The sequence below is a fragment of the Massilia sp. UYP32 genome, from assembly GCF_050434365.1.
In the GTDB taxonomy this organism is placed as follows: domain Bacteria; phylum Pseudomonadota; class Gammaproteobacteria; order Burkholderiales; family Burkholderiaceae_D; genus Telluria; species Telluria timonae.
The window spans coordinates 1-19523 of record NZ_JBNDIK010000024.1 but is presented as its reverse complement, the minus strand read 5'-3'; the positions used below and the strand labels follow the sequence as shown (position 1 = coordinate 19523).

The following is a 19523-nucleotide window of genomic DNA, read 5'->3' as shown; positions in this document are numbered from 1 at the left end:
CACTAAACGGTCATGCAGCCGACACTACTTGCTCTGGATTTTCCTTTTTAATGCCTTGCTCAGACTTGCGTGCGCGCTGCGCGATTACGTTTTTCGCAACGGAAAATAGGGAAGCCGCTTGACCCATATTCATGGTAAGAAGCGCAGTGTCGCCCAACTTAAGCTTGCTTTCCGGTTTGTGTGGAATAATACCAAGCGCGCGAATAACAGACGAAGCAACGGCACGTCCGAGTAGCGGCGGCACGCTGTTGCCAATCTGCCTAAACCCATGCCATTTGGTTGCATGCATACGGAACCAATCTGGATAAGAGTGAAGTCTTGCTGCTTCGCGAACGGTCAATACGCGTGCATGCACCGGATGGATAGGTCTTGGAGAAGTGTGAGCACCGCGAGCGCTATCGGTTCCGGCGCGGAGTGTGTTGCACAATCCGTCCGGATGCAGCCTTAAGAACCTACTGATTGCTTCCGTTTTGCCTGGCTCCGTCGCTAAAAAGCGAGCTTTAGAAACTTCGGTGTGCTCAGTAATCAAACTGCACGTAAGAACGTTCGAGTCAAAAATTCTAGGATGGCTATAATCGTTTGCATCGAATTCTAGATTACGAAGCTGTCGCGCGTACTTCGATTTAGTTTTCCACTTGGTTTTGACGGCATCGACATTAGCAAGCTCCGGAAAACCATCTGCGTCAGGAAGATCGTCAATAGCGTCACGCACTGTGGTCTGTACACCCAACTCCTCAGGATACTCCGGCATAACCTGGTCAGCTCGGGCGGCCATCAGAAATAAACGTTCGCGAGACTGTGGAACTCCAAACTTCGACGCGTTCAAAACTTTATATGGCAACAACACCTTATAACCGCTCTTGCTCAGTTCATCGATTAACTCTTGCAAGAACTGTACGTGCTTTCCAAGTGTCAGGCCTTTTACATTCTCGAACACGCAGTATTTCGGCTGCATCTCCCGAACCAATCGGACGTAATGCGACACGAGCTGATTACGCGAGTCGTCGAAGGCACGCTTACCGATCATAGAGAAACCCTGACATGGCGCCCCACCAAAAACCACATCGATCTCAGCATCGCCGATCTTCGCAAGTTCGCGAATCTGTGAACCAGTCAGGTCCACAACGCTCGCACAAATAGTCTTCGTTTTGGGAAAGTTATATTCATGCGTTGCGCAATGAATTGGATCGATCTCGACGGCTGCAACAATATCAAACCCTGCCTGCTCAAAACCTAGAGACAGACCACCAGCACCCGCAAAAAGATCAACCCCAATAGGACGTGCCATCAATAAAACTCCTGCTTAAAACCGATTAATACGCTAGCATCATGATAACCAAGGATCGTCGAAAAGTCGATCGAATATTGGTCTACTTTAAAAAATCCGTGAGTGTCTGCTCCAAATGCTCCAAATCGCGCAACTGGCACTGCCATACCGTGAGCGTGTCCCAGCCGAGTGCCTTCAAGCGCAGCTCAGCGTCGGCGTCCCTGGCGCGATTCCGGTATACCTTTTCCGACCAGAACTCCGTCCTAGACTTCGGAAGCTTGCCCTTGTTGCAACTATGACCATGCCAAAAACAACCGTGAACGAAGATGATCTTTCGCCTACTGGGCAGAACGATATCTGGTGTTCCTGGTAAGTCCTTGCGATGAATTCGGAACCGATACCCCAATCGATGCAACAAGCTTCTAACAAGCTTCTCGGGACCAGTATTTTTTGAACCTACGGAGCTCATGATGAGCCGCCGTTGAGCCGGAGAACGTGTATCGACCACGGGGATATGAAGGAGTGACGATCAGCTAGTTTATCATGCTGACCGGCGCCTCGCTGACCTATCTACGCCGCGAGAACGTCGCAGTCTAGGCATTGATCTATCGCAAGCAAACACTGTTGACTGCGTACCATTTTTAGCTATGTCCTGCACGTGCAGCGACCTTTCGCAGCGTTACCATTCCCTAGGAGCTTTGTTGGTTTTGGTGACCAGATGCATCCCGCCCACAGGCGCCACATGGCTAAGCGGGATTACGAGAATTGCCCCATTGTCGAGGAGACGCACGCTGACGGACGTGCCGCTCTTCAGTCCGGCTAGCTGGGCGATGGACGCCGGCAGTCGAAGGCCCAACGAGTTGCCCCACTTGCAGATCTTGGACATGTCTTTCCTTTCGCAATGTATAGCCAATGTATACAAATTGAAGTACTCGCTGCCTTGCCGCGCAAACGGTCGTTACATGAGGGCGCCATCGCCGTTACCCGCTCCAACCAGCGTAGCCCTGCCCTTTGGAAGCTGTGCCACGGCACGTACTCGACTCGCCACCCACCGCGCTGGATCTCACCAATCCGCAGACGTGAGGGTTTTAGTGCGAAGAAGCGCTTTTGCTAGCGCCTGTTCGTAGAGCTCGTACATGGTCCCCCGCAAGCCATCCCAACTCGATTGCGAGAAAACCCAGTCGACATCCTTTGGCGCGGAGTCGAAATCGCCCGAGTAACTCAGCCGCTCCCCTAGCTCAGCAGATCTAAGCTTCCTGTGAAGACTCCAAGGGATGTCGATATCGACCTGCGACTTGTGCATAAGGGACTTGCGCAGCTCATGAAAGCGAGCGGCCGGGCGGCTACTAGTGAGGACCGTTTTAGCAGCTCGCGGGTCGAGCCCTCTCAGGTATCCTCGTAGAATATGAGCTTCAAGAGCACTCAATCTACTGAAAACCTCCGGCCGTGGAGCCTTGTAGCGAAGGCGGTCGTCTAGACGCAGCGTTCGACGCACCAACTCGTTAAACAACTGTTCGTACCGCCGTTCTGCATAAGCGTTCCGCCATCTTTCTACCGAAGTCAGGCCGTTTTCCTGAAGATATCGAGACTCTAACTTGACTTCGGTGCGAACGATCGTGGGAGAGACTGCCTGTAGAGACGACACCGGTGTACTTTCCTTAAACGCACAGTGAGCTAAATTCGTCTTGTTGTAGATTGTAAGCATGTAGTCCCGCCGCTCGAGGTAGACAGTCTCGTTGCTTGAACTAAGCACGACACATTTATCACCATATAGGATCCGACCCAAATCTCCGATAGCTCTAACCAGTTCACTCGCGTCGGCCCGGTCAACACAATGTTGCGGGTACGAAAGCGTTACTCCTAGAAGGCGGACGTCGGTCAAGGTAAGCTTGTCCAGCTCGTTGCCAGGCACGCCGGATTCGGCCATCCAGATTTTCAGGAAGTAGAGCGCGCTCACAGCCGACGCGAACACGCTCGTACCATGGAGAACGTTCTGACCAGCGACGGCATTCGGAATATTGAGATTCGCCTCGACTTTGTAAGGAACAACCTGGTTGCCAATTTGCTCTGTACGCACGCGCCAATACGTCTTCGCATCGGACATCGGACTCTTCTGCGTCGACGCCTTGTCGTACGTGCGCTTCACCCGGCCTTTAGGGTTAAAGTCTTGCGTAACGGTTCCATCGACGACCATGCGAGCCTGTGTGCTCATCTTAGTCAGGTCTAAACTTATCCGGATCGAATCGGTCATTCTTGGCTCCCGCAGATGTCGGTCAGGTACTGAAAGCGTATAGTAAAACTGTCTGAAGTAGTCGACTGGGCAATGTGGCAAGTCGACGCTAAGCAGCGGTACGCTGGCAACTTAGTTCAGTGTGGGTGCTACATCGACGGTTTACATGGCGGCAAATTGACAACGTTCACATGACTTTGCGCACTTTATATAGCATGCAAAGTCATGTGCCGACTCCATCGTCAAAACGGCTCGCCGAGCCCTCCGCAAGCCTTGCGGAGCGGTCCGCGCGGCACTTTGGAACGGAGCGCGCAAACATGAATCGCACTTAAACTCGACAAATAAGTGGCGCTAAATCGCAGAACCTTTCGGCTGCGAACCTCATACCTTACGTTTGATCGCCGCCTTCGGCGCAACGTCGCCGCTTCCACGCAGACGCATCGCGGTGGTCGATGCAGATCGCCGCGAAGGGTCCGAATCGGAAGGTGCATTGCCACGAACTCTGACCGGCGACCTCTTCTTCTCCTCCTTCCGCCTCATAGCATTGATGACTCGGAGCCGTTCGGAAATCGCCTGGCTTTCAGCAGCCGTCGGCGGAGGATCGTCATCACCCCAATCTGAAAATTTGCTTGTAACTGCATCGGCTTTAGGCCGCACTAGCGTCTCTGAATGCTTCTGCTCCTTGACGTGCGACAGGACTTGTCTATCCCGCTCCTTAGGTCTGGCAGGCTTAGCCTCTACGCCATGCTTCTCGACCAGCTTACGTCCAGCCATCCAACTCTGGATTTCAGAAGCCAACCATCCCACGGCCCTTGCCCCTAGCGCAGTCTTCATCGGAAAGGCACCGATGGACATCATGTTGTAAATCGTCGCTCTGGACAGACCGGTCACCGCCGTCACTTGCTTGATTCTTAGGTACATATCGTCGGTCACTCAGCCTCCACACTATCCAGTTTCGCTATCCGCGCGTTGTCGACGTAGTCCGCCCAGTCCTGCATCATGGCTCGCCTGTCCTCGATAAATTCGGCATGATTGTATGCTCTTCGCACCTCGTTCCGCTCCACGTGCGAGAGCTGGCGTTCAATGATGTCGCCACGGAAGCCCCTCTCGTTTAGGATCGTGCTGGCGGTCGCCCGAATCCCGTGAGGTGTCAGCAGACCATCGTAACCCATGCGCTTAAACATCATGTTCAGGGTACTTGCATTCATAGGCTTTTCGAGACTCGAATTGCTGGGGAAGAGGTAGTCCGACCCGGAACACAGCGGCTTAAGCTCGTGAAGTAGACGGATCGTTTGCTCGCTTAGAGGAACTCGATGGCCCGCGTGCCGACGTCCCTTCTCCTCGGTCGGCATCTTCATTCGCTCGGCAGGGACAGTCCAGATCTTCGTATCGAAGTCGAATTCGCACCACTTTGCGTGGATCAGCTCCCGTTTTCGCACGAACGTAAGAAGCAACAGGACCGCTGCGGACTTTGTGGTGAGGTAGCCAGGATAGGATTCGAGCGCTGCAAGAAAGCCGCTCAGTTCGGATGACTTCAGCCAAGCACGATGCTGCTTAGCTGGCATGTCACCGTCGGTCCACCCCGCAAGGCCCCGCGCGACGTTCACGGAGACCATCAATTTGCGCTTCCCATAGTCGAAAATCTGTACGGCGGTCTGACGTATGCGGTCGGCAGTTTTCGCCCCGGATCGCGCACGTGCACCTTCGAGCACAGCGAGAAACGTCTCGCTCGATATATCGGCAAGCGGCAATCGTCCAATGTACGGAGAGAGGTCTCGACGCATATAGAGACTATGGGTCTCTCTCCATACGGCCGAGCGACGCGCCTCTTTTCCGTCAAACCAAGCTCTGCCCACATCGTCGAATGTGTTGCTGAGCGCATTGCGCCGCTCGAGCTTCTGGATCTTCTTTTGCTGCGCAGGATCTGTGCCATTCGCAAGCGTCGCACGCGCCTCTAAGTGCTTCTTGCGCGCAGCCGCAAGCGTAACGTCCGGATACCTCCCGAAGGTAACGGTGACGCGCCTGCCGTTCGAGCGGTAATCGTAGCGCCAAGATTTTAAGCCGGTCGGCGTAACGTAGAGATATAGACCCTTCTCATCGGCGAATTTCTGCGCCTTTTCGGCGACTCGAAGAGACTTGACGCTTTGCTCCGTCAACTTGACGGTATTTTCTTTGATTGACGTGTTCATACCGTCAATAATACCGCCGAGCTTTGAATAGATCAATCTGTCTAAAGCTGTCTAAGCACCACTTAACATATTGATTTTTATACGATTTTAGTCAGCGCGAGACAGCGTTAGACATTGCTAGCATACGCTCGACGTACCGCGCGATCAGGTCGATCTCGAGATTGACCTGCGAACCGGCCTTCAGGTGCTTGAGGGTGGTGACCTCGATCGTGTGCGGGATCAGATTGATCGAGAAGCGGCAGACCTTGTTGCCGTCGGCTTCCAGGTCTTCGACCCGGTTGACGGTCAGCGACACGCCGTTGACCACGACCGAGCCCTTGTACGCCAAAAACTTGCCCAGCTCGTGGGGCGCATCGACGATCAGCTCGAACGACTCGCCGACCGGCGCGAAGCTGTGCACCACGCCCAGGCCATCGACGTGGCCCGAGACCAGGTGGCCGCCCAGGCGCTCGGCCAGGGTCAACGCCTTTTCGAGATTGACTTCGCCAGTTGCTTCCAGGCCCACGGTCTTGTTCAGGCTCTCGCGCGAGACGTCGACGGTGAAGGCCCGGTCGGTCTTCTCGACCACGGTCATGCAGGCGCCGTTGATGGCGATCGAGTCGCCCAGGGCGACGTCGGCCAGCGGCAGCGGGCCGGCGTCGACGACCAGGCGCACGCCCGCGTCCAGGCCGCCCGCCAGGGGCGAGACGGAAGTGATGTTGCCGACGGCGGCGACGATTCCAGTAAACATGTGATTCCTTCGTGTTGGTTCTAGTTCAGTGTCAGGCGGCCGGTTCGACGAATCGGGCCAGGATGCGCAGGTCGTCGCCCACGCGCGCCACGTCGTGGAAGCGCATCTGGCGACGGTCCGCCAGGCGCTCGAGCGCGGGCAGGTCGAACATGCCCTGCCCCGGCCCGATCAGGCTCGGCGCCAGGTAGGCCAGCAGCTCGTCGACGCAGCCTTCGCGCACCATCGAGGCGTTCAGCTTGGAACCGGCCTCGACGTGCACTTCGTTGATCTCGCGCCGGCCCAGCTCGCGCATCAGGGCCGGCAGGTCGACCTTGCCGCGCGCATTCGGCAGCGTCAAGACCTCATGGCCGGCCGCCGCCAGGGCGGCGGCTTTTTCCGTGTTCCCGGCGGCGGCCACGATCCAGCATGGCTCGCCCTGCAGGATGCGGGCGTTCAGGTCGATCTCGAGGCGACTGTCGACGATCACGCGGCGCGGCTGCAACGGCGTGTCGACGCCGCGTACGGTCAGCTGGGGATTGTCGGCCTTGACGGTGCCGATGCCGGTGACGATCGCGCTGGCGCGTGCGCGCCAGGCATGGCCGTCGGCGCGCGCCTGCTCGCCCGTGATCCACTGGCTTTCGCCGCCGGCCAGGGCGGTGGCGCCATCCAGGCTCGCCGCGACCTTCAGGCGCACCCACGGCAGGCCGCGCACCATGCGCGAGAAGAAGCCGACATTCAGTTCTTGCGCCGCCTCGGCCAGCACGCCGGCCTTGACCTCGATGCCGGCCGCTTCGAGCTGGGCCAGGCCGCGCCCCGCCACCAGCGGATTCGGGTCGACCATGGCCGCCACCACCCGCTTGAACCCGGCCTGCACCAGGGCGTTCGAGCAGGGCGGCGTGCGGCCGTGGTGGCTGCATGGTTCCAGCGTCACGTAGGCAGTGGCGCCGTGCACGTCGTTGCCGCGCGCCGCGGCGTCGCGCAGCGCCTGGATCTCGGCGTGCGCCTGGCCGGCCGGCTGGGTGTGGCCGGCGCCGATCACGACGCCGTCCTTGACGATCACGCAGCCGATGCGCGGATTCGGCGCGGTGATGTACATGCCGCGCGCCGCCCAGTCCAGGGCCAGGGCCATGCCGTCGGTATCGTTCAGGATCAGTTCGCTGTAGCTTGTCGCCATATCCTTGGTCGCCATCTTTTTCCTTCAGGGCGGCGCCGCGGCGCCGTCGCACCCGTCTTCGCGGGCGGGGTTGCACAGACGCGCACGCCCGAGCATATTGATTTTAATACGGCGCACCCCGCCGCCATGGAACAGCGACAGCGTGCCGAGGCGCGATGCGGCGCTGTTCGTGTCGCTGCAGCTGCGTCCCGCGCCATTGTAGGCGATGTATTGCGGCGGCGCAGGGCTGGTGAAGGAATAGCTGACCTGCATGCCGTCCGGCAGAGGCGAGCGCACGGCCAGGATCTCGTCGCCCTCGCCCGGCCGGCGGTCGTCGTCGCGGTCGACGTAGACGGTCCAGCCGCGCGACCAGTCGCGGCCAGCGGCGTCGTTGGGCGTGAGCTTGACCCGCTCGTTGCGCGCGATCGCCTGCGAACGGGTGAGCTGGATCGCCCCATGCAGGTCGCCCGACGCAGCGCGCAACTGCTGGCTGCGCACCAGGTCGTGCAGACTGGGGGCCGCCACCGCCGCCGTCACCGCGACCATGCCCAGCACCACCACCAGCTCGGCCAGGGACAGGCCGGCGCAGTAGCGCTGCCGCATCGCCCGCATCATGGCGAGCCTCATGGCCAACAGCGCGCCGACGGCCCGCTGGCCGTTTGCCGGCCGCTGCTGTCGAGCGTCAGGACGCCGCAATCGGGGTCGGCGAATCCGGCGTCGACATTGGCGGTGCCGGGCCGGGCGCGCAGCTCGATGCAGTGGGCGATCTCCTGGCCGGGGCAAGCGTAGCCGTCCAGCTCATGGGCGCTGGCGGCTGCGCTGTTGCCGGTCCAGGTCGGGAACCGGCCGGTGTCGGCGTCTTCGGCGTCGAGCGAGAACGCCAGGTAGGCATGATGCAGCGCGCGGTATTGCTCCTGGCGCTGCATGATGTCCAGCAGCGCCAGCTGGGCCTCGAGGCGGCGCGCCTTCACCATCTGCTGCGTGTACGAGGGATAGACTAGCGCGGCGAGGATGGCGAGGATGGCCAGCACGGCCATCAGTTCGACCAAGGTGAATCCCTTGCTGCCGTTCGTCATCGTCTGTCCTTTCCAGTCGGGTGGCCAGCCGCGCTGGCGGCCGGCAGCGCGAACGCCTCGCTCCAGTTGCCCAGCTCACGCCAGCCCACGCGCCGCCCGCGCGCACCGTCGGGCGGCTTGCGGTAATAGGCCTGCAGCGCGGCATGGGTGCCGGGCATGCTGCCGGCGCCGCGCGCCGTGATGCGATACAGCTGGCCGTCGGGCGTCGCCGGCATCAGCTCGATCAGGTAGCGTGGCGCCGCGAGCGCCAGCGCGCCCTCGCCGTCCGGCATGCGCAGCCCCGTCATGCTGCCGAACAGGATCGCCGGGCCTTCGTCTTCGGCCAGCAGTTCGGCTAGCTGGTCGGGATTGGCCGTGTAGGCGCACAAGCCGTTATAGGGTCGCCCGCCACCGCAGCCGGCGACGAAGGCGTCCGCGCTGCCGCCGGCGATGGCGTTGGCGCGCGCCGAACCGGGTTCGGCGCCGCCTTCGATGTCGCGCTCGGCATCGAGCAGCGCGGCGTCGGCCATCTGCAGCGCCAGCAGGCGGTCGCGTTCGTGCGCGGCGGCGCGCGCGCCCTGCAAGGCGCCGCGGGTGGACGCGATGCCGGTCATGAGCACCGCCAGCATCAGTACCAGGGCGGTCAGGAGCGCGACGCCGCCTTCTCGCCGGGGTGGCGCTGAGTGGAGGATGCGCATATGACGTTCAATCCGGCGCCACCGGCAACGCGATGGTCGCGCCATAGACCTTGCGCATGCGCGGCTCGCCTGCGTCGTCGAGCGCCGCTCCCGCCAGCCGCGTGCCCTGGTCGCCAGCGGAAAATGCGGCGCCATGGTCTGGCCCGAACAAGTCGTAGACGATGCCGGCATCCGCGCCCGGATCGAGGCGCGCGCCGTGCAGCAGCAGCGCGACCCGGACCAGCGCCACCCGCTTCCAGTGCGTGCGCTTGCGCAAGTCGGCCGCGCGTTCGTCGGGCGTGGCCCCGACCGGCGCCAGCGCCGCATCGAGCGCGCCCAGCTCGGTCGCATTGACGTAGCGCTCCGGCACGCGGTCGCCGTCGGCATCGAGGCCGTACAGCACCTGGAAGCCGTCGACCCGGCCCGCCACCGCATCGGACGACCAGCTGCTGGCGCCCCGGTACTTGCAACGCAACTCGGCATCGCCCTGGGCATTGCGCGCGACGTAGAAGATGCTCCAGCCCTCCTCGTCGCGGTGCACGGGAAAGCCCGCGCAATCGAGGGTGGCGCCGTCGCCATTGGGCGGCGCGCCGCTGCCGGGAAAGCGCAGGGCCAGCACGTCGCTGCCATTGGCTTCGTCCGGCAAGGTCGCATCGATGCCGGCGCCGGTGCGCTCCAGTGAACTGGCATCCAGGCCGGCCAGCCGTGCCGGCGCCGCCGGATCGGAGGCCGGATGCGCCGCCCAGTCGACGTGCGCCGCGAGGCGGATGGCGCGCGCCAGCGCATCCACGGCGTAGCGGCCGCTGTCGTCCATCTCGGACGCTTCCATGACGGCGGCATGCGACCGCACGCTGGTGATCAGCAGCGAGCCGCTGGCCAGCAGCACCGCCAGGCCGAGCGCCATCGCCACCATCAGCTCGGCGATGGTCAAGCCGGCCTGGCGCCGGCGCGCATTGAAAACCCTCATCGCGCCACCAGCAGCACGTAGCCCGGCCCGTCCTGCGTGCCATGCCAGCCGATCTTGATCGCCACCGGAGCAGTTGCTTCCCCACTGCACGCCCAGCGGTAGCGGCCGTGCTCGTCATCCCATGGCGCGTCGTCGCGGCAGACCGCGATGCGGCCCGATGGAAAGCCGCGGTGCAGCGCCAGGCGCGTCTCGCGCAGGTCGAAGGCGGCCAGCGCCAGCGGATCGCAGGCGCCCGCGCCGAAGCACGGGGCGCCGCCCGCCGGCGGGCCGGCGCCGAGCGCCTTGTAATCGAGCGGAACATAGGGATTGGCGCCGTCCGGCAGGCTCGCCACCTGGGCGTTGGCCTGCATGCGTGCGGCCAATGACGTGGCCAGCAGCGCCGCTTCGGAGGTCAGTGCGGCCTGCTGGCGCGTGCGCTGCGCGGCCAGCTGCGCCGCGCTGGCGCCGACCACGCCGACCGCGAGCACGAACAAGGCCACCAGGACTTCGATCATGGTGAAACCGCCCGGGCTGCCGGGGAGACGCGCCTGCATGAGATCCTCCGCTAACGATGTGTGAGCAGAGACGTTATCAGGCAGGGTTCAAGCGCCCATGCGTCGACGCAAGCATGCGTCCGGCAATAAACGGAACTTGGAAACGACGTCAGTTGTCGAGCTTGCGCTGATGCCCGACTTCGGCCAGCGCCGCCTGGAAGGAATCCAGGTCCTCGAAATTCTTGTAGACGGAAGCGAAGCGGATATAGGCGATCTTGTCGAGCCGCTTGAGCTCTTCCATCACGAGTTCGCCGACGTACACGCTCTCGACTTCGCGCCGGCCGCTGGTGAGCAGCTTTTCCTCGATCGACGCGACGGCGCGGTCGATCGCCTCGGCCGCCACCGGACGCTTGCGCAATGCCAGCATCAGGCTGCCGCGCAGCTTGTTTGACGCGAACTCGGTGCGGCTGCCGTTCTTCTTGACGATGATCGGCATCGACAGCTCGATGCGTTCATAGGTGGTGAAGCGCTTGTCGCACTTGCCGCAGCGGCGCCGGCGCCGGATGGCGTCCCCTTCCTCGGATACGCGGGTATCGAGGACTTGTGTTTCTTCATGCTGGCAAAAGGGACATTTCATGGCGCCGGGGCTGCAGGTACTACATGGATACTGAGCGGGCCGGCGAACCGGCCCTTACATCGCGATGGTCAGCGAGCGCTTATCGGGCGTACACCGGGTACTTGTCGGTCAGCTTCTTGACTTCGCCCTTCACGCGCTCGATGGTCGCGGCGTCGTGCGGGTTGTCCAGCACGTCGGCGATCAGGTTGCCCACGGTGACCGCGTCTTCTTCCTTGAAGCCGCGGGTGGTGAACGCCGGGCTGCCCAGGCGGATGCCCGAGGTGACGAACGGCTTCTGCGGGTCGTTCGGGATGCCGTTCTTGTTGCAGGTCATGTGAGCCTGGCCCAGGATGGCTTCCGCTTCCTTGCCGGTCAGGCCCTTGGCGCGCAGGTCGACCAGCATCACGTGCGATTCCGTACGACCGGACACGATGCGCAGGCCGCGTGCGATCAGCGTCTCAGCAAGTGCTTTGGCGTTCTTGACGACCTGCTTCTGGTATTCCTTGAACTCCGGCGACAGCGCTTCCTTGAACGCGACGGCCTTACCGGCGATCACGTGCATCAGCGGACCGCCCTGGATGCCCGGGAAGATCGCCGAGTTGATGGCCTTTTCGTGCTCGGCCTTCATCAGGATGATGCCGCCGCGCGGGCCGCGCAGCGATTTGTGGGTGGTCGAGGTGACGAAGTCGGCGTGCGGCACCGGGTTCGGGTATTCACCGGCGGCGATCAGGCCGGCGTAGTGCGCCATGTCGACCATGAAGTAGGCGCCGACGTCCTTGGCCGCCTTGGCGATACGCTCGAAATCGATGCGCAGGGCGAATGCCGACGCGCCGGCGATGATCATCTTCGGCTTGTGCTCGCGCGCCTGCTTCTCGAGCGCGTCGTAGTCGATGTCTTCTTCAGGGGTCAGGCCGTACGAGACGACATTGAACCATTTGCCCGACATGTTCAGCGCCATGCCATGGGTCAGGTGGCCGCCTTCGGCCAGCGACATGCCCATGATGGTGTCGCCCGGCTTGAGCATGGCGAAGAACACGCCCTGGTTGGCCTGCGAACCCGAATTCGGCTGGACGTTGGCGGCTTCGGCGCCGAACAGTTCCTTCAGGCGGTCGATCGCCAGCTGCTCGGCGACGTCGACATATTCGCAGCCGCCATAGTAGCGCTTGCCCGGATAGCCTTCGGCATACTTGTTGGTCAGCTGCGAGCCCTGCGCTTCCATCACGGCCGGCGAGGTGTAGTTCTCGGAGGCGATCAGCTCGATGTGGTCTTGCTGGCGAGCGTTTTCTTTTTGAATTGCATCCCACAGTTCCGGGTCGATATTGGCGAGCGTATGGTCTTTGGCAAACATGTAAAACTCCAATCGATAGTAATCCAGGCAACTGGTGGCATTGACAGGCGGGAGCCGGGGCGGGCCGTAGGCACGGGCGCAGGCAGCCGCGATCGAACGCGTACCGGTTGATGGCTGCCCAGGCGAACGGCGTATGGCGTCTCACGTTCCCCGGTGGGTGCCCACCTTTGCCGCGCCGCGCATCCGAATGGTGCGCGCACGCGGTGTTTCGCCAGTTACGTGAGACGTAAGGACTCCAAATTGTACTGAACTCCCCATCGTAGGGCAAGGAAACCGCTGTGCCGGCCGGGAATGCACGGCGCCCAGCGGACCCGTGGTCGTTTCGGCTACAATTTTACGGTTCGGCAGCGCGCCTTGCCTTTCTCGCCTGTCATCCTGTTGCCATCCAAGGACCCATCATGATCGTCTTCATCACCGGCGCATCGGCCGGCTTCGGCGCCGAAATGGCGCGCACTTTTGTTTCACATGGCCACCGCGTCGTCCTGGCCGCGCGCCGCACCGACCGCATCGCCGACCTGGCGCGCGAACTGGGCGACAGCGCCCTGGCCGTGACGCTGGACGTCACCAGCCGCGCCTCGATCGAGGCCGCCCTGTCCGGCCTGCCGCCGGAATGGAAACAGATCGACGTGCTGGTGAACAATGCCGGCCTGGCGCTGAATACGGCGCCGGCCCACGAAGTGCCGTTGGAAGACTGGGAAACCATGATCGCGACCAACTGCCAGGGCCTGGTGACCATGACCCGCGCCGTGCTGCCGGACATGGTGGCGCGCGGCAGTGGCCTGGTGATCAATATCGGCTCGGTGGCCGGCCACTATCCTTACCCGGGTGGCAATGTATATGGCGCAACTAAAGCCTTCGTCGAGCAGTTCACGCTGAACCTGCGCGCCGACCTGGTCGGCACCGGCGTACGCGCCACCAATATCGCGCCGGGCCTGTGCGGCGGCACCGAATTCTCGAACGTGCGCTTCAAGGGCGACGACGCGGCCGCGGCCAGGGTCTACGAGGGCACGCAACCGCTGACCGCGAAGGACATCGCCGACACCGCTTTCTGGATCGCGACGCTGCCACCGCACGTCAACGTCAACAGCATCGAGCTGATGCCGACCTGCCAGGGATTCTCGCCATTCAACGTGCGCCGCGGCTGAAAAGGCGCGCGATATCGGTAGGGTCGGCGGCGCCCCCGCCAACCCTACGCATTCACCACCCTGCCCAGCAAGACCAATCACGCACCTATCATTTGTGAGAAAGTGTTACAGTGATTGGTCTTTTAACCACGTTTCAAGTCTACTACTGCTCAAAAGCACGCCCCCGTGCTATCAGACCGCAAAACTTTTCCGCTTTCAACGTACGTCAGCGTACATATTAAAGTGGAAAGTCGCGTAAAATATTTCCCGTTTTCATTAATTCGGCAACAAAGAATGCCTTCAGTGTATAACTGGCCAGTCAGGGTTTATTACGAGGATACCGACGCCGGAGGCATTGTCTATCATGCCAACTACCTGAAGTTCTTCGAGCGCGGCCGTACCGAGTTCCTGCGCGCGCTCGGCATCGAACAACAAACGCTGATCGACGCCGACCATACGGCCTTCGTCGTCAGGAGCATGACCCTCGATTACCGCTACGCCGCCCGTCTCGACGACGAACTGAGCATTCGCACCAGCGTGACGAAAGTGGGCGGCGCCTCGGTTCAGTTTCTCCAGGAAGCATGGTGCGGCGAGGTGCTGCTCAATTCGGCCAATGTGAAGATCGGCTGCGTTGACGTACGAACCACGCGTCCCCGTTCCCTGCCCGACGACGTGGCTGCTAAAATGCGTGCCGCCTGAAAAATCATATAAGTTAAGCCATGACCGCAACCCACGACCTTTCGTTTGTATCCCTGATCGCCAATGCCCACGTGCTGGTGCAGCTGATCATGGCCTTGCTCTTGCTGCTGTCGATCGTGAGCTGGACTTATATCTTCCGCAAGGTGTTCGCGATCCGCGCCGCGCGCGCCCAGACCGAGCAGTTCGAGCGCAGCTTCTGGGCCGGCGGCAACCTGCACACCCTGCACCAGAGCGCCAGCAGCCAGCGCGACCAGAGCGGCCCTCTGGCCCGCATCTTCGAGGCCGGCATGGGCGAATTCATCAAGGGCAAGCAGGCCTCGCGCGAAGCCCTGGACATGAACTCGGTGCTCGACGGCGCCCGCCGCGCCATGCGCGCTTCGTTCCAGCGCGAACTCGATTCGCTCGACACCCACCTGAACTTCCTGGCGTCGGTCGGTTCGGTCTCGCCGTACATCGGCCTGCTGGGCACCGTGTGGGGCATCATGAACTCGTTCCGCGGCCTGGCCAGCGTCGAGCAAGCCACCCTGGCGGTGGTCGCTCCCGGCATCGCCGAAGCGCTGATCGCGACCGCGATCGGCCTGTTCGCCGCAATCCCTGCCGTGGTCGCGTACAACCGCTTCACCCACGACATCGACCGCCTGGCGAACCGCTTCGAGAGCTTCGTCGAAGAATTCTCGAACATCCTCCAGCGCCAGTCGCGCTGATCCGCCCACGAGAACCGGGAGAGCATCGGGATGGCATTTTCCAGCAGCATGCGCGGCGGACGTCGCCGCAAATTCAAGTCCGAGATCAACGTCGTGCCGTATATCGACGTGATGCTGGTGCTGCTCATCATTTTCATGGCGGTGCCTGCGAATGAGGCGCCTAGTGTTGTCAATTTGCCACGCGCCGAGAAATCCGCGCTGCCGCCGGACACGTATATCCAGATCTCCATCGAGCCGGGCAACAAGCTCTCGATCGGCGTGCACGGAAAAGTAAAAGTCGCCCAGGACGAAGTGGCCGACCGCTCCGCCCTGCTGCAGCGCCTGCAGGCATTGCACGACGAGAATCCGGACTTTCCGGTCCTGATCGCGGGCGACCGCGACAGCAAGTACGACGACGTGATCCAGCTGATTTCGGAAGCCAAGAAGATGGGCATCAACCGGGTCGGCCTGGCCACCCAGTGACGCCGACGCCATGACCGCACCGAAGTCCGCCAACCACGGCACGCCCTACCACGTGCCGCCTGAACCGAAACCGCTGCCATCGTTCCTGCTGGCGGTGGCGGTGCACGCGGCGTTGCTGGCCTTCCTGGCGATCGGCGTGAGCTGGCAAAAGGTCAATCCGGTCTCGGTCGAGGCCGAGGTGTGGGACATGTCGGTGCAGACCGCCGCGGCGCCCGAATTGCCGCCCGAGCCCGCGCCGGAACCAGAACCCGAACCGGAACCCGAGCCCGCGCCGGAACCGCCGCCACCTCCTCCACCGGAGCCGGCGGTGGAGCGTCCTGCGCCGACGCCCGATCCCGAGATCGCGCTGCGCGAAGAAAAGAAACGCAAGGAAGAAGAAGCGAAGAAGGCTGCCGCCGAAGAGAAGAAGCGCAAGGAAGCCGAGGAGCGCAAGCGCGAAGAGGCCGAGCAGAAGAAGCGCGAGGAAGCGGAACAGAAGAAGCGCGACGAAGCCGAGAAGAAGAAACTCGAGGAAGCCGAACGCAAGAAGAAAGAGCTCGCGGAGAAGAAAAAAGCGGACGCTGCCGCTGCCGAGAAGAAGAAAAAGGCCGAGGCTGCCGCCAAAGCGGAAGACGCTCGACTCGACAAGTTGCGCAAGGAAGAACTGCAGCGCATGGCCGGCGCCATGGGCAGCACCGGCACCGCCGCGAAATCGACCGGCCCGCGCAGCGATGGCGGTTATATCGCCGCGATCACGGCGGCGATCAAGAGCGCGACCGCCTATCCGGGCAATACCGACGTGGCCGGCAATCCGCGCGCCACGTTCCGGGTGGAGCAGTTGCCAACCGGCGAAATCATGTCGGTGCGCCTTGTGAAAAGCAGCGGTGTGCCAGAATTTGACAGGGCAGTGGAAAATGGTATCAAGAAAGCATCTCCGCTTCCCAAGAAGAAGGACGGGACCGTGGAGCGTACGCTTGACGTGAATTTCTCGATGAAAGATTACGATTGATTCGGTTCGAACCAGTTTTACTAGAGACACCATGAAAAAACTTCACATTTTGCTGTTCAGCGTTTCCCTCGCAATCGGGACAACAGCCAATGCGCAGATCCAGATCGAAATCGCCGGCGTCGGCAGCAACCAGATTCCGGTGGCCATCGCCGCCTTCGCGGACGAATCCGTCGCGCCGGATAAAGTCTCGGCCGTCATCCGCGCCGACCTCGAGCGCAGCGGCGTGTTCAAGGTCATCGACGCCGGCCAGGTGATCAGCGACGCCGACGCCGGCCAGGTGAACCTGGGCGCCTTCAAGGCCAGCGGCGCCGACGCGCTGGTGGTCGGCAGCGTGGCACGCCAGCCGGACGGCCGCTTCGCGATCCGCTACAAGCTGCTCGACACCGTCAAGGGCGGCGAAATCTCGCAGCTGGGCGGCGAAGTCCAGCCCCGCTACACCCGCCTGCAGGCGCACCGCATCGCCGACGACGTCTATGAAAAGCTGACCGGCGTGCGCGGCATCTTCTCGACCCGCATCGCGTATGTGAAGGAAGACCGCGCAGCCAACCGCTTCGCGCTGGCCGTGGCCGACGCCGACGGCGAGAACGAGATCATCGCCACCCAGGGCAAGGAGCCGATCATCTCGCCGGCCTGGTCGCCGGACGGCATGAAGGTCGCCTACGTTTCGATGGAAAACCGCAAGCCGGTGGTCTATCTGCAAGACCTGATGACCGGTCGCCGCAACGTTGTTTCGAACCAAAAAGGCAACAACTCCGCGCCTTCCTGGTCGCCGGACGGCTCCACCCTGGCCGTCGCCCTGTCGCAGGACGGCAATACGGAAATCTATACCGTCAATTCGAGCGGCAGCGGCCATCGCCGCCTGACCAACAATCCGGCAATCGACACCGAGCCGCAATTCTCGGCCGACGGCCAGACCATTTACTTCACGAGCGACCGCAGCGGCGGTCCTCAGATCTACAAGATGAGCGTCTCGGGCGGCAATGCGACCCGCGTGACCTTCAATGGCAATTACAATATCAGCCCACGCGTCTCGTCGGACGGCAAGACGCTGGCCTGGATTTCGCAGCGCGGCGGCGCTTTCTCCTTATATGCGATGGACCTGGCAAGCGGCCGGGAACTTCGCCTGGCCGATGGGGCCACCGAACCGAGTTTTTCGCCTAACGGCAAGTACATCATGTATGCAACCAAGGGCGGCGGGCGCGTCTCGCTTGCAGTGGTGTCAGTGGATGGACGGGTCAAGCAACGCTTGACGACCAAAGCGGGAAACATTCGGGAGCCCAGCTGGGGTCCTTTCATGAAGTAAGAAGTAAAACCTTAACCAGAACAGGAGAAAATCCATGCGCAACTTCAAGAGTCTCGCTTTCATCGCTTCCGCTGCCGCCCTGCTGGCCGCTTGCTCGTCGCCAACCAAACTGGAAGAAACTCCAGTCGTTGAAAAGTCGCCAGAGCCAGCAGCACCAGTGGCTGACAGCCGTGACATCCGTCCAGTGGAAACCGGCACCGTCGATCCACTGAACGATCCAAAAGGCGTCCTGGCCAACCGTAGCGTCTACTTCGACTACGACAGCTTCGTGGTCCGCGCCGACGGCCAGCCAGTGGTGCAGAACCACTCGGGCTACCTGACCAAGAACACCTCGCGTAAAGTCCTGATCCAGGGCAACACCGACGAACGCGGCGGCACCGAGTACAACCTGGCCCTGGGCCAGAAGCGTGCCGAAGCCGTCCGTCGCTCGATGGCGTCGCTGGGCGTGTCGGAAGGCCAGATGGAAGCCGTCTCGCTGGGCGAAGAGAAGCCAAAAGCAACCGGCAGCAACGAAGAAGCCTGGGCTGAAAACCGCCGCGCTGACATCGTTTATCAGTAATCAATCCGGCTGATCGGGCCGATCAGCGTTGATTGACAGGGGGCGGGACGCAGTGCAGACTGCTACCCGCCCCGTTTTATCTCAGCAACCGGTTTAGAAAGAGCAACGCTTATGATCAAACTGTCTCCGTCCCGCCTCGCCTGCCTCGTCCTGGCCCTGTGGATGCCGCTGCATGCCGCGGCCGGCCCGTTCGATGACGACGAAGCGCGCAAGGCCATCCTGGACCTGCGCACCAAGGTCGACAACATCACGCGCGACCTGACCGCGCGCATCGACGGCAAGTCGGACAAGACGGTCCAGATCGAGATGCTGAACCAGCACGAGCAGACCATGCGCGAGATCGCCCGCCTGCGCGGCCAGATCGAAGTGCTGCAGAACGAATTGTCGAAGGCCCAGGAAAGCCAGAAGCAGCTGTACGCCGACCTCGACGCGCGCATGAAACGCTTCGAGCCGCGCCAGGAAGTCATCGACGGCCAGACCGCCGAAGTGATGCCGACCGAGAAGACCGCCTACGAGGCCGCCACCGCGCTGTTCCAGTCGGGCGATTACAAGGGGGCCTCGGTCGCGCTGCAGGAATTCGTCAAGCAGTATCCGCAATCGGCGTATGCGTCGAACGCGCAGTACTGGCTGGGCAACACCTATTACGCACTGGGCGACTACAAGAAGGCCATCGCGGCCCAGCAGGTCGTGACCACCACCTACGCCGACAGCGCCAAGGTGCCGGACGCCATGCTGAACATTGCCAGCAGCTACGCCCTGCTGAAGGACAACAAGAACGCGAAGAAGTCGCTGCAGACGCTGGTGTCCAAGTATCCGGACTCGAGCGCGGCGCAGACGGCGCGGGATCGGTTGGCTTCGCTGAAGTAAGCAGCGGGCTTCAAGCGCGGTTTGATCGGGCTCGGCAATGTCAACGCTAAATAGAAATGTCCCCTGTTGCGCAAAGTAGAAATGTCCCTCTTGCCAATTTGATCACGGATTGGTGACAGGGGCCAGATGCGAT

Annotated in this window: 23 protein-coding genes and 1 riboswitch; of the genes, 8 read left to right on the top strand and 15 right to left on the bottom strand. The window is 61.8% G+C overall.

The genetic code is table 11. From position 1 onward, the window contains the following. Positions 1-10: 10 nt before the first annotated feature. The 15 genes from ABIB42_RS18700 to glyA form a co-directional block, all read right to left on the bottom strand. A complete protein-coding gene (locus ABIB42_RS18700; RefSeq protein WP_429248799.1) occupies positions 11-1288 on the bottom strand; it encodes a DNA cytosine methyltransferase in 1278 nt (425 codons plus the stop codon). A gap of 82 nt (positions 1289-1370) precedes the next feature. After that, entirely contained in the window at positions 1371-1775 is a 405-nt protein-coding gene (locus ABIB42_RS18695) for a very short patch repair endonuclease (RefSeq protein ID WP_429248798.1), read from the bottom strand. Positions 1776-1946: 171 nt separating this feature from the next. Then, entirely contained in the window at positions 1947-2153 is a 207-nt protein-coding gene (locus ABIB42_RS18690; RefSeq protein ID WP_429248797.1) for an AbrB/MazE/SpoVT family DNA-binding domain-containing protein, read from the bottom strand. 177 nt (positions 2154-2330) lie between these two features. Next, entirely contained in the window at positions 2331-3518 is a 1188-nt protein-coding gene (locus ABIB42_RS18685) for a hypothetical protein (RefSeq protein ID WP_429248796.1), read from the bottom strand. Positions 3519-3878: 360 nt separating this feature from the next. Further along, entirely contained in the window at positions 3879-4430 is a 552-nt protein-coding gene (locus ABIB42_RS18680; protein ID WP_429248795.1) for a helix-turn-helix transcriptional regulator, read from the bottom strand. After that, entirely contained in the window at positions 4427-5722 is a 1296-nt protein-coding gene (locus tag ABIB42_RS18675; RefSeq protein ID WP_429248794.1) for a tyrosine-type recombinase/integrase, read from the bottom strand. The genes ABIB42_RS18680 and ABIB42_RS18675 overlap by 4 nt, the downstream gene beginning before the upstream one ends. A 55-nt stretch (positions 5723-5777) precedes the next feature. Beyond that, positions 5778-6416, bottom strand: a complete 639-nt coding sequence (locus ABIB42_RS18670; RefSeq protein WP_429248793.1) for a riboflavin synthase — start codon at positions 6414-6416, stop codon at positions 5778-5780. Positions 6417-6447: 31 nt separating this feature from the next. Next, entirely contained in the window at positions 6448-7584 is a 1137-nt protein-coding gene (ribD, locus tag ABIB42_RS18665; protein WP_005671264.1) for a bifunctional diaminohydroxyphosphoribosylaminopyrimidine deaminase/5-amino-6-(5-phosphoribosylamino)uracil reductase RibD, read from the bottom strand. A gap of 9 nt (positions 7585-7593) precedes the next feature. Next, positions 7594-8163 carry a GspH/FimT family pseudopilin gene (locus ABIB42_RS18660; protein ID WP_429248792.1) on the bottom strand — a complete coding sequence of 190 codons (570 nt, stop codon included), beginning with the start codon at positions 8161-8163 and terminating at the stop codon, positions 7594-7596. Between the two features lie 8 nt (positions 8164-8171). Continuing rightward, entirely contained in the window at positions 8172-8624 is a 453-nt protein-coding gene (locus ABIB42_RS18655) for a type IV pilin protein (RefSeq protein ID WP_005671262.1), read from the bottom strand. Beyond that, entirely contained in the window at positions 8621-9301 is a 681-nt protein-coding gene (locus ABIB42_RS18650; RefSeq protein ID WP_051205230.1) for a pilus assembly PilX family protein, read from the bottom strand. Before ABIB42_RS18650 ends, ABIB42_RS18655 begins: the two co-directional genes overlap by 4 nt. A gap of 7 nt (positions 9302-9308) precedes the next feature. Further along, the gene (locus ABIB42_RS18645) at positions 9309-10247 is read right to left on the bottom strand and encodes a PilW family protein (protein ID WP_429248791.1); all 939 of its coding nucleotides are present in this window, start codon (positions 10245-10247) and stop codon (positions 9309-9311) included. Next, positions 10244-10780 carry a type IV pilus modification protein PilV gene (pilV, locus tag ABIB42_RS18640; protein ID WP_071363430.1) on the bottom strand — a complete coding sequence of 179 codons (537 nt, stop codon included), beginning with the start codon at positions 10778-10780 and terminating at the stop codon, positions 10244-10246. Before pilV ends, ABIB42_RS18645 begins: the two co-directional genes overlap by 4 nt. Before the next feature lie 109 nt (positions 10781-10889). Beyond that, a complete protein-coding gene (nrdR, locus tag ABIB42_RS18635) occupies positions 10890-11357 on the bottom strand; it encodes a transcriptional regulator NrdR (RefSeq protein ID WP_005671257.1) in 468 nt (155 codons plus the stop codon). 79 nt (positions 11358-11436) lie between these two features. Continuing rightward, positions 11437-12684, bottom strand: a complete 1248-nt coding sequence (gene glyA, locus ABIB42_RS18630; protein WP_429248790.1) for a serine hydroxymethyltransferase — start codon at positions 12682-12684, stop codon at positions 11437-11439. Positions 12685-12793: 109 nt separating this feature from the next. Further along, positions 12794-12913: riboswitch (ZMP/ZTP riboswitch) on the bottom strand. 169 nt (positions 12914-13082) lie between these two features. Between glyA and ABIB42_RS18625 the strand changes: the two genes are divergently transcribed. The 8 genes from ABIB42_RS18625 to ybgF all read left to right on the top strand — a co-directional run bounded on the left by ABIB42_RS18625 (position 13083) and on the right by ybgF (position 19390). Further along, positions 13083-13829 (top strand): SDR family oxidoreductase, encoded by a 747-nt coding sequence (locus ABIB42_RS18625; RefSeq protein WP_005671253.1) that lies wholly within the window; start codon positions 13083-13085, stop codon positions 13827-13829. Positions 13830-14102: 273 nt separating this feature from the next. Further along, positions 14103-14507 (top strand): tol-pal system-associated acyl-CoA thioesterase, encoded by a 405-nt coding sequence (gene ybgC, locus ABIB42_RS18620; RefSeq protein ID WP_005671252.1) that lies wholly within the window; start codon positions 14103-14105, stop codon positions 14505-14507. A gap of 20 nt (positions 14508-14527) precedes the next feature. Beyond that, the gene (gene tolQ / locus ABIB42_RS18615) at positions 14528-15211 is read left to right on the top strand and encodes a protein TolQ (RefSeq protein ID WP_005671250.1); all 684 of its coding nucleotides are present in this window, start codon (positions 14528-14530) and stop codon (positions 15209-15211) included. A 30-nt stretch (positions 15212-15241) separates the two neighbouring features. Further along, the gene (locus ABIB42_RS18610; protein WP_005671249.1) at positions 15242-15673 is read left to right on the top strand and encodes a biopolymer transporter ExbD; all 432 of its coding nucleotides are present in this window, start codon (positions 15242-15244) and stop codon (positions 15671-15673) included. Between the two features lie 112 nt (positions 15674-15785). After that, positions 15786-16661 carry a cell envelope integrity protein TolA gene (tolA, locus tag ABIB42_RS18605; protein WP_229409935.1) on the top strand — a complete coding sequence of 292 codons (876 nt, stop codon included), beginning with the start codon at positions 15786-15788 and terminating at the stop codon, positions 16659-16661. 31 nt (positions 16662-16692) lie between these two features. Then, positions 16693-17964: a Tol-Pal system beta propeller repeat protein TolB gene (gene tolB / locus ABIB42_RS18600; protein WP_005671246.1), complete on the top strand. Its 1272-nt coding sequence runs from the start codon at positions 16693-16695 to the stop codon at positions 17962-17964. 34 nt (positions 17965-17998) lie between these two features. Further along, positions 17999-18523, top strand: a complete 525-nt coding sequence (gene pal / locus ABIB42_RS18595; protein ID WP_005671244.1) for a peptidoglycan-associated lipoprotein Pal — start codon at positions 17999-18001, stop codon at positions 18521-18523. Between the two features lie 111 nt (positions 18524-18634). Then, positions 18635-19390 carry a tol-pal system protein YbgF gene (gene ybgF / locus ABIB42_RS18590; RefSeq protein ID WP_071363434.1) on the top strand — a complete coding sequence of 252 codons (756 nt, stop codon included), beginning with the start codon at positions 18635-18637 and terminating at the stop codon, positions 19388-19390. Positions 19391-19523: the final 133 nt, after the last annotated feature.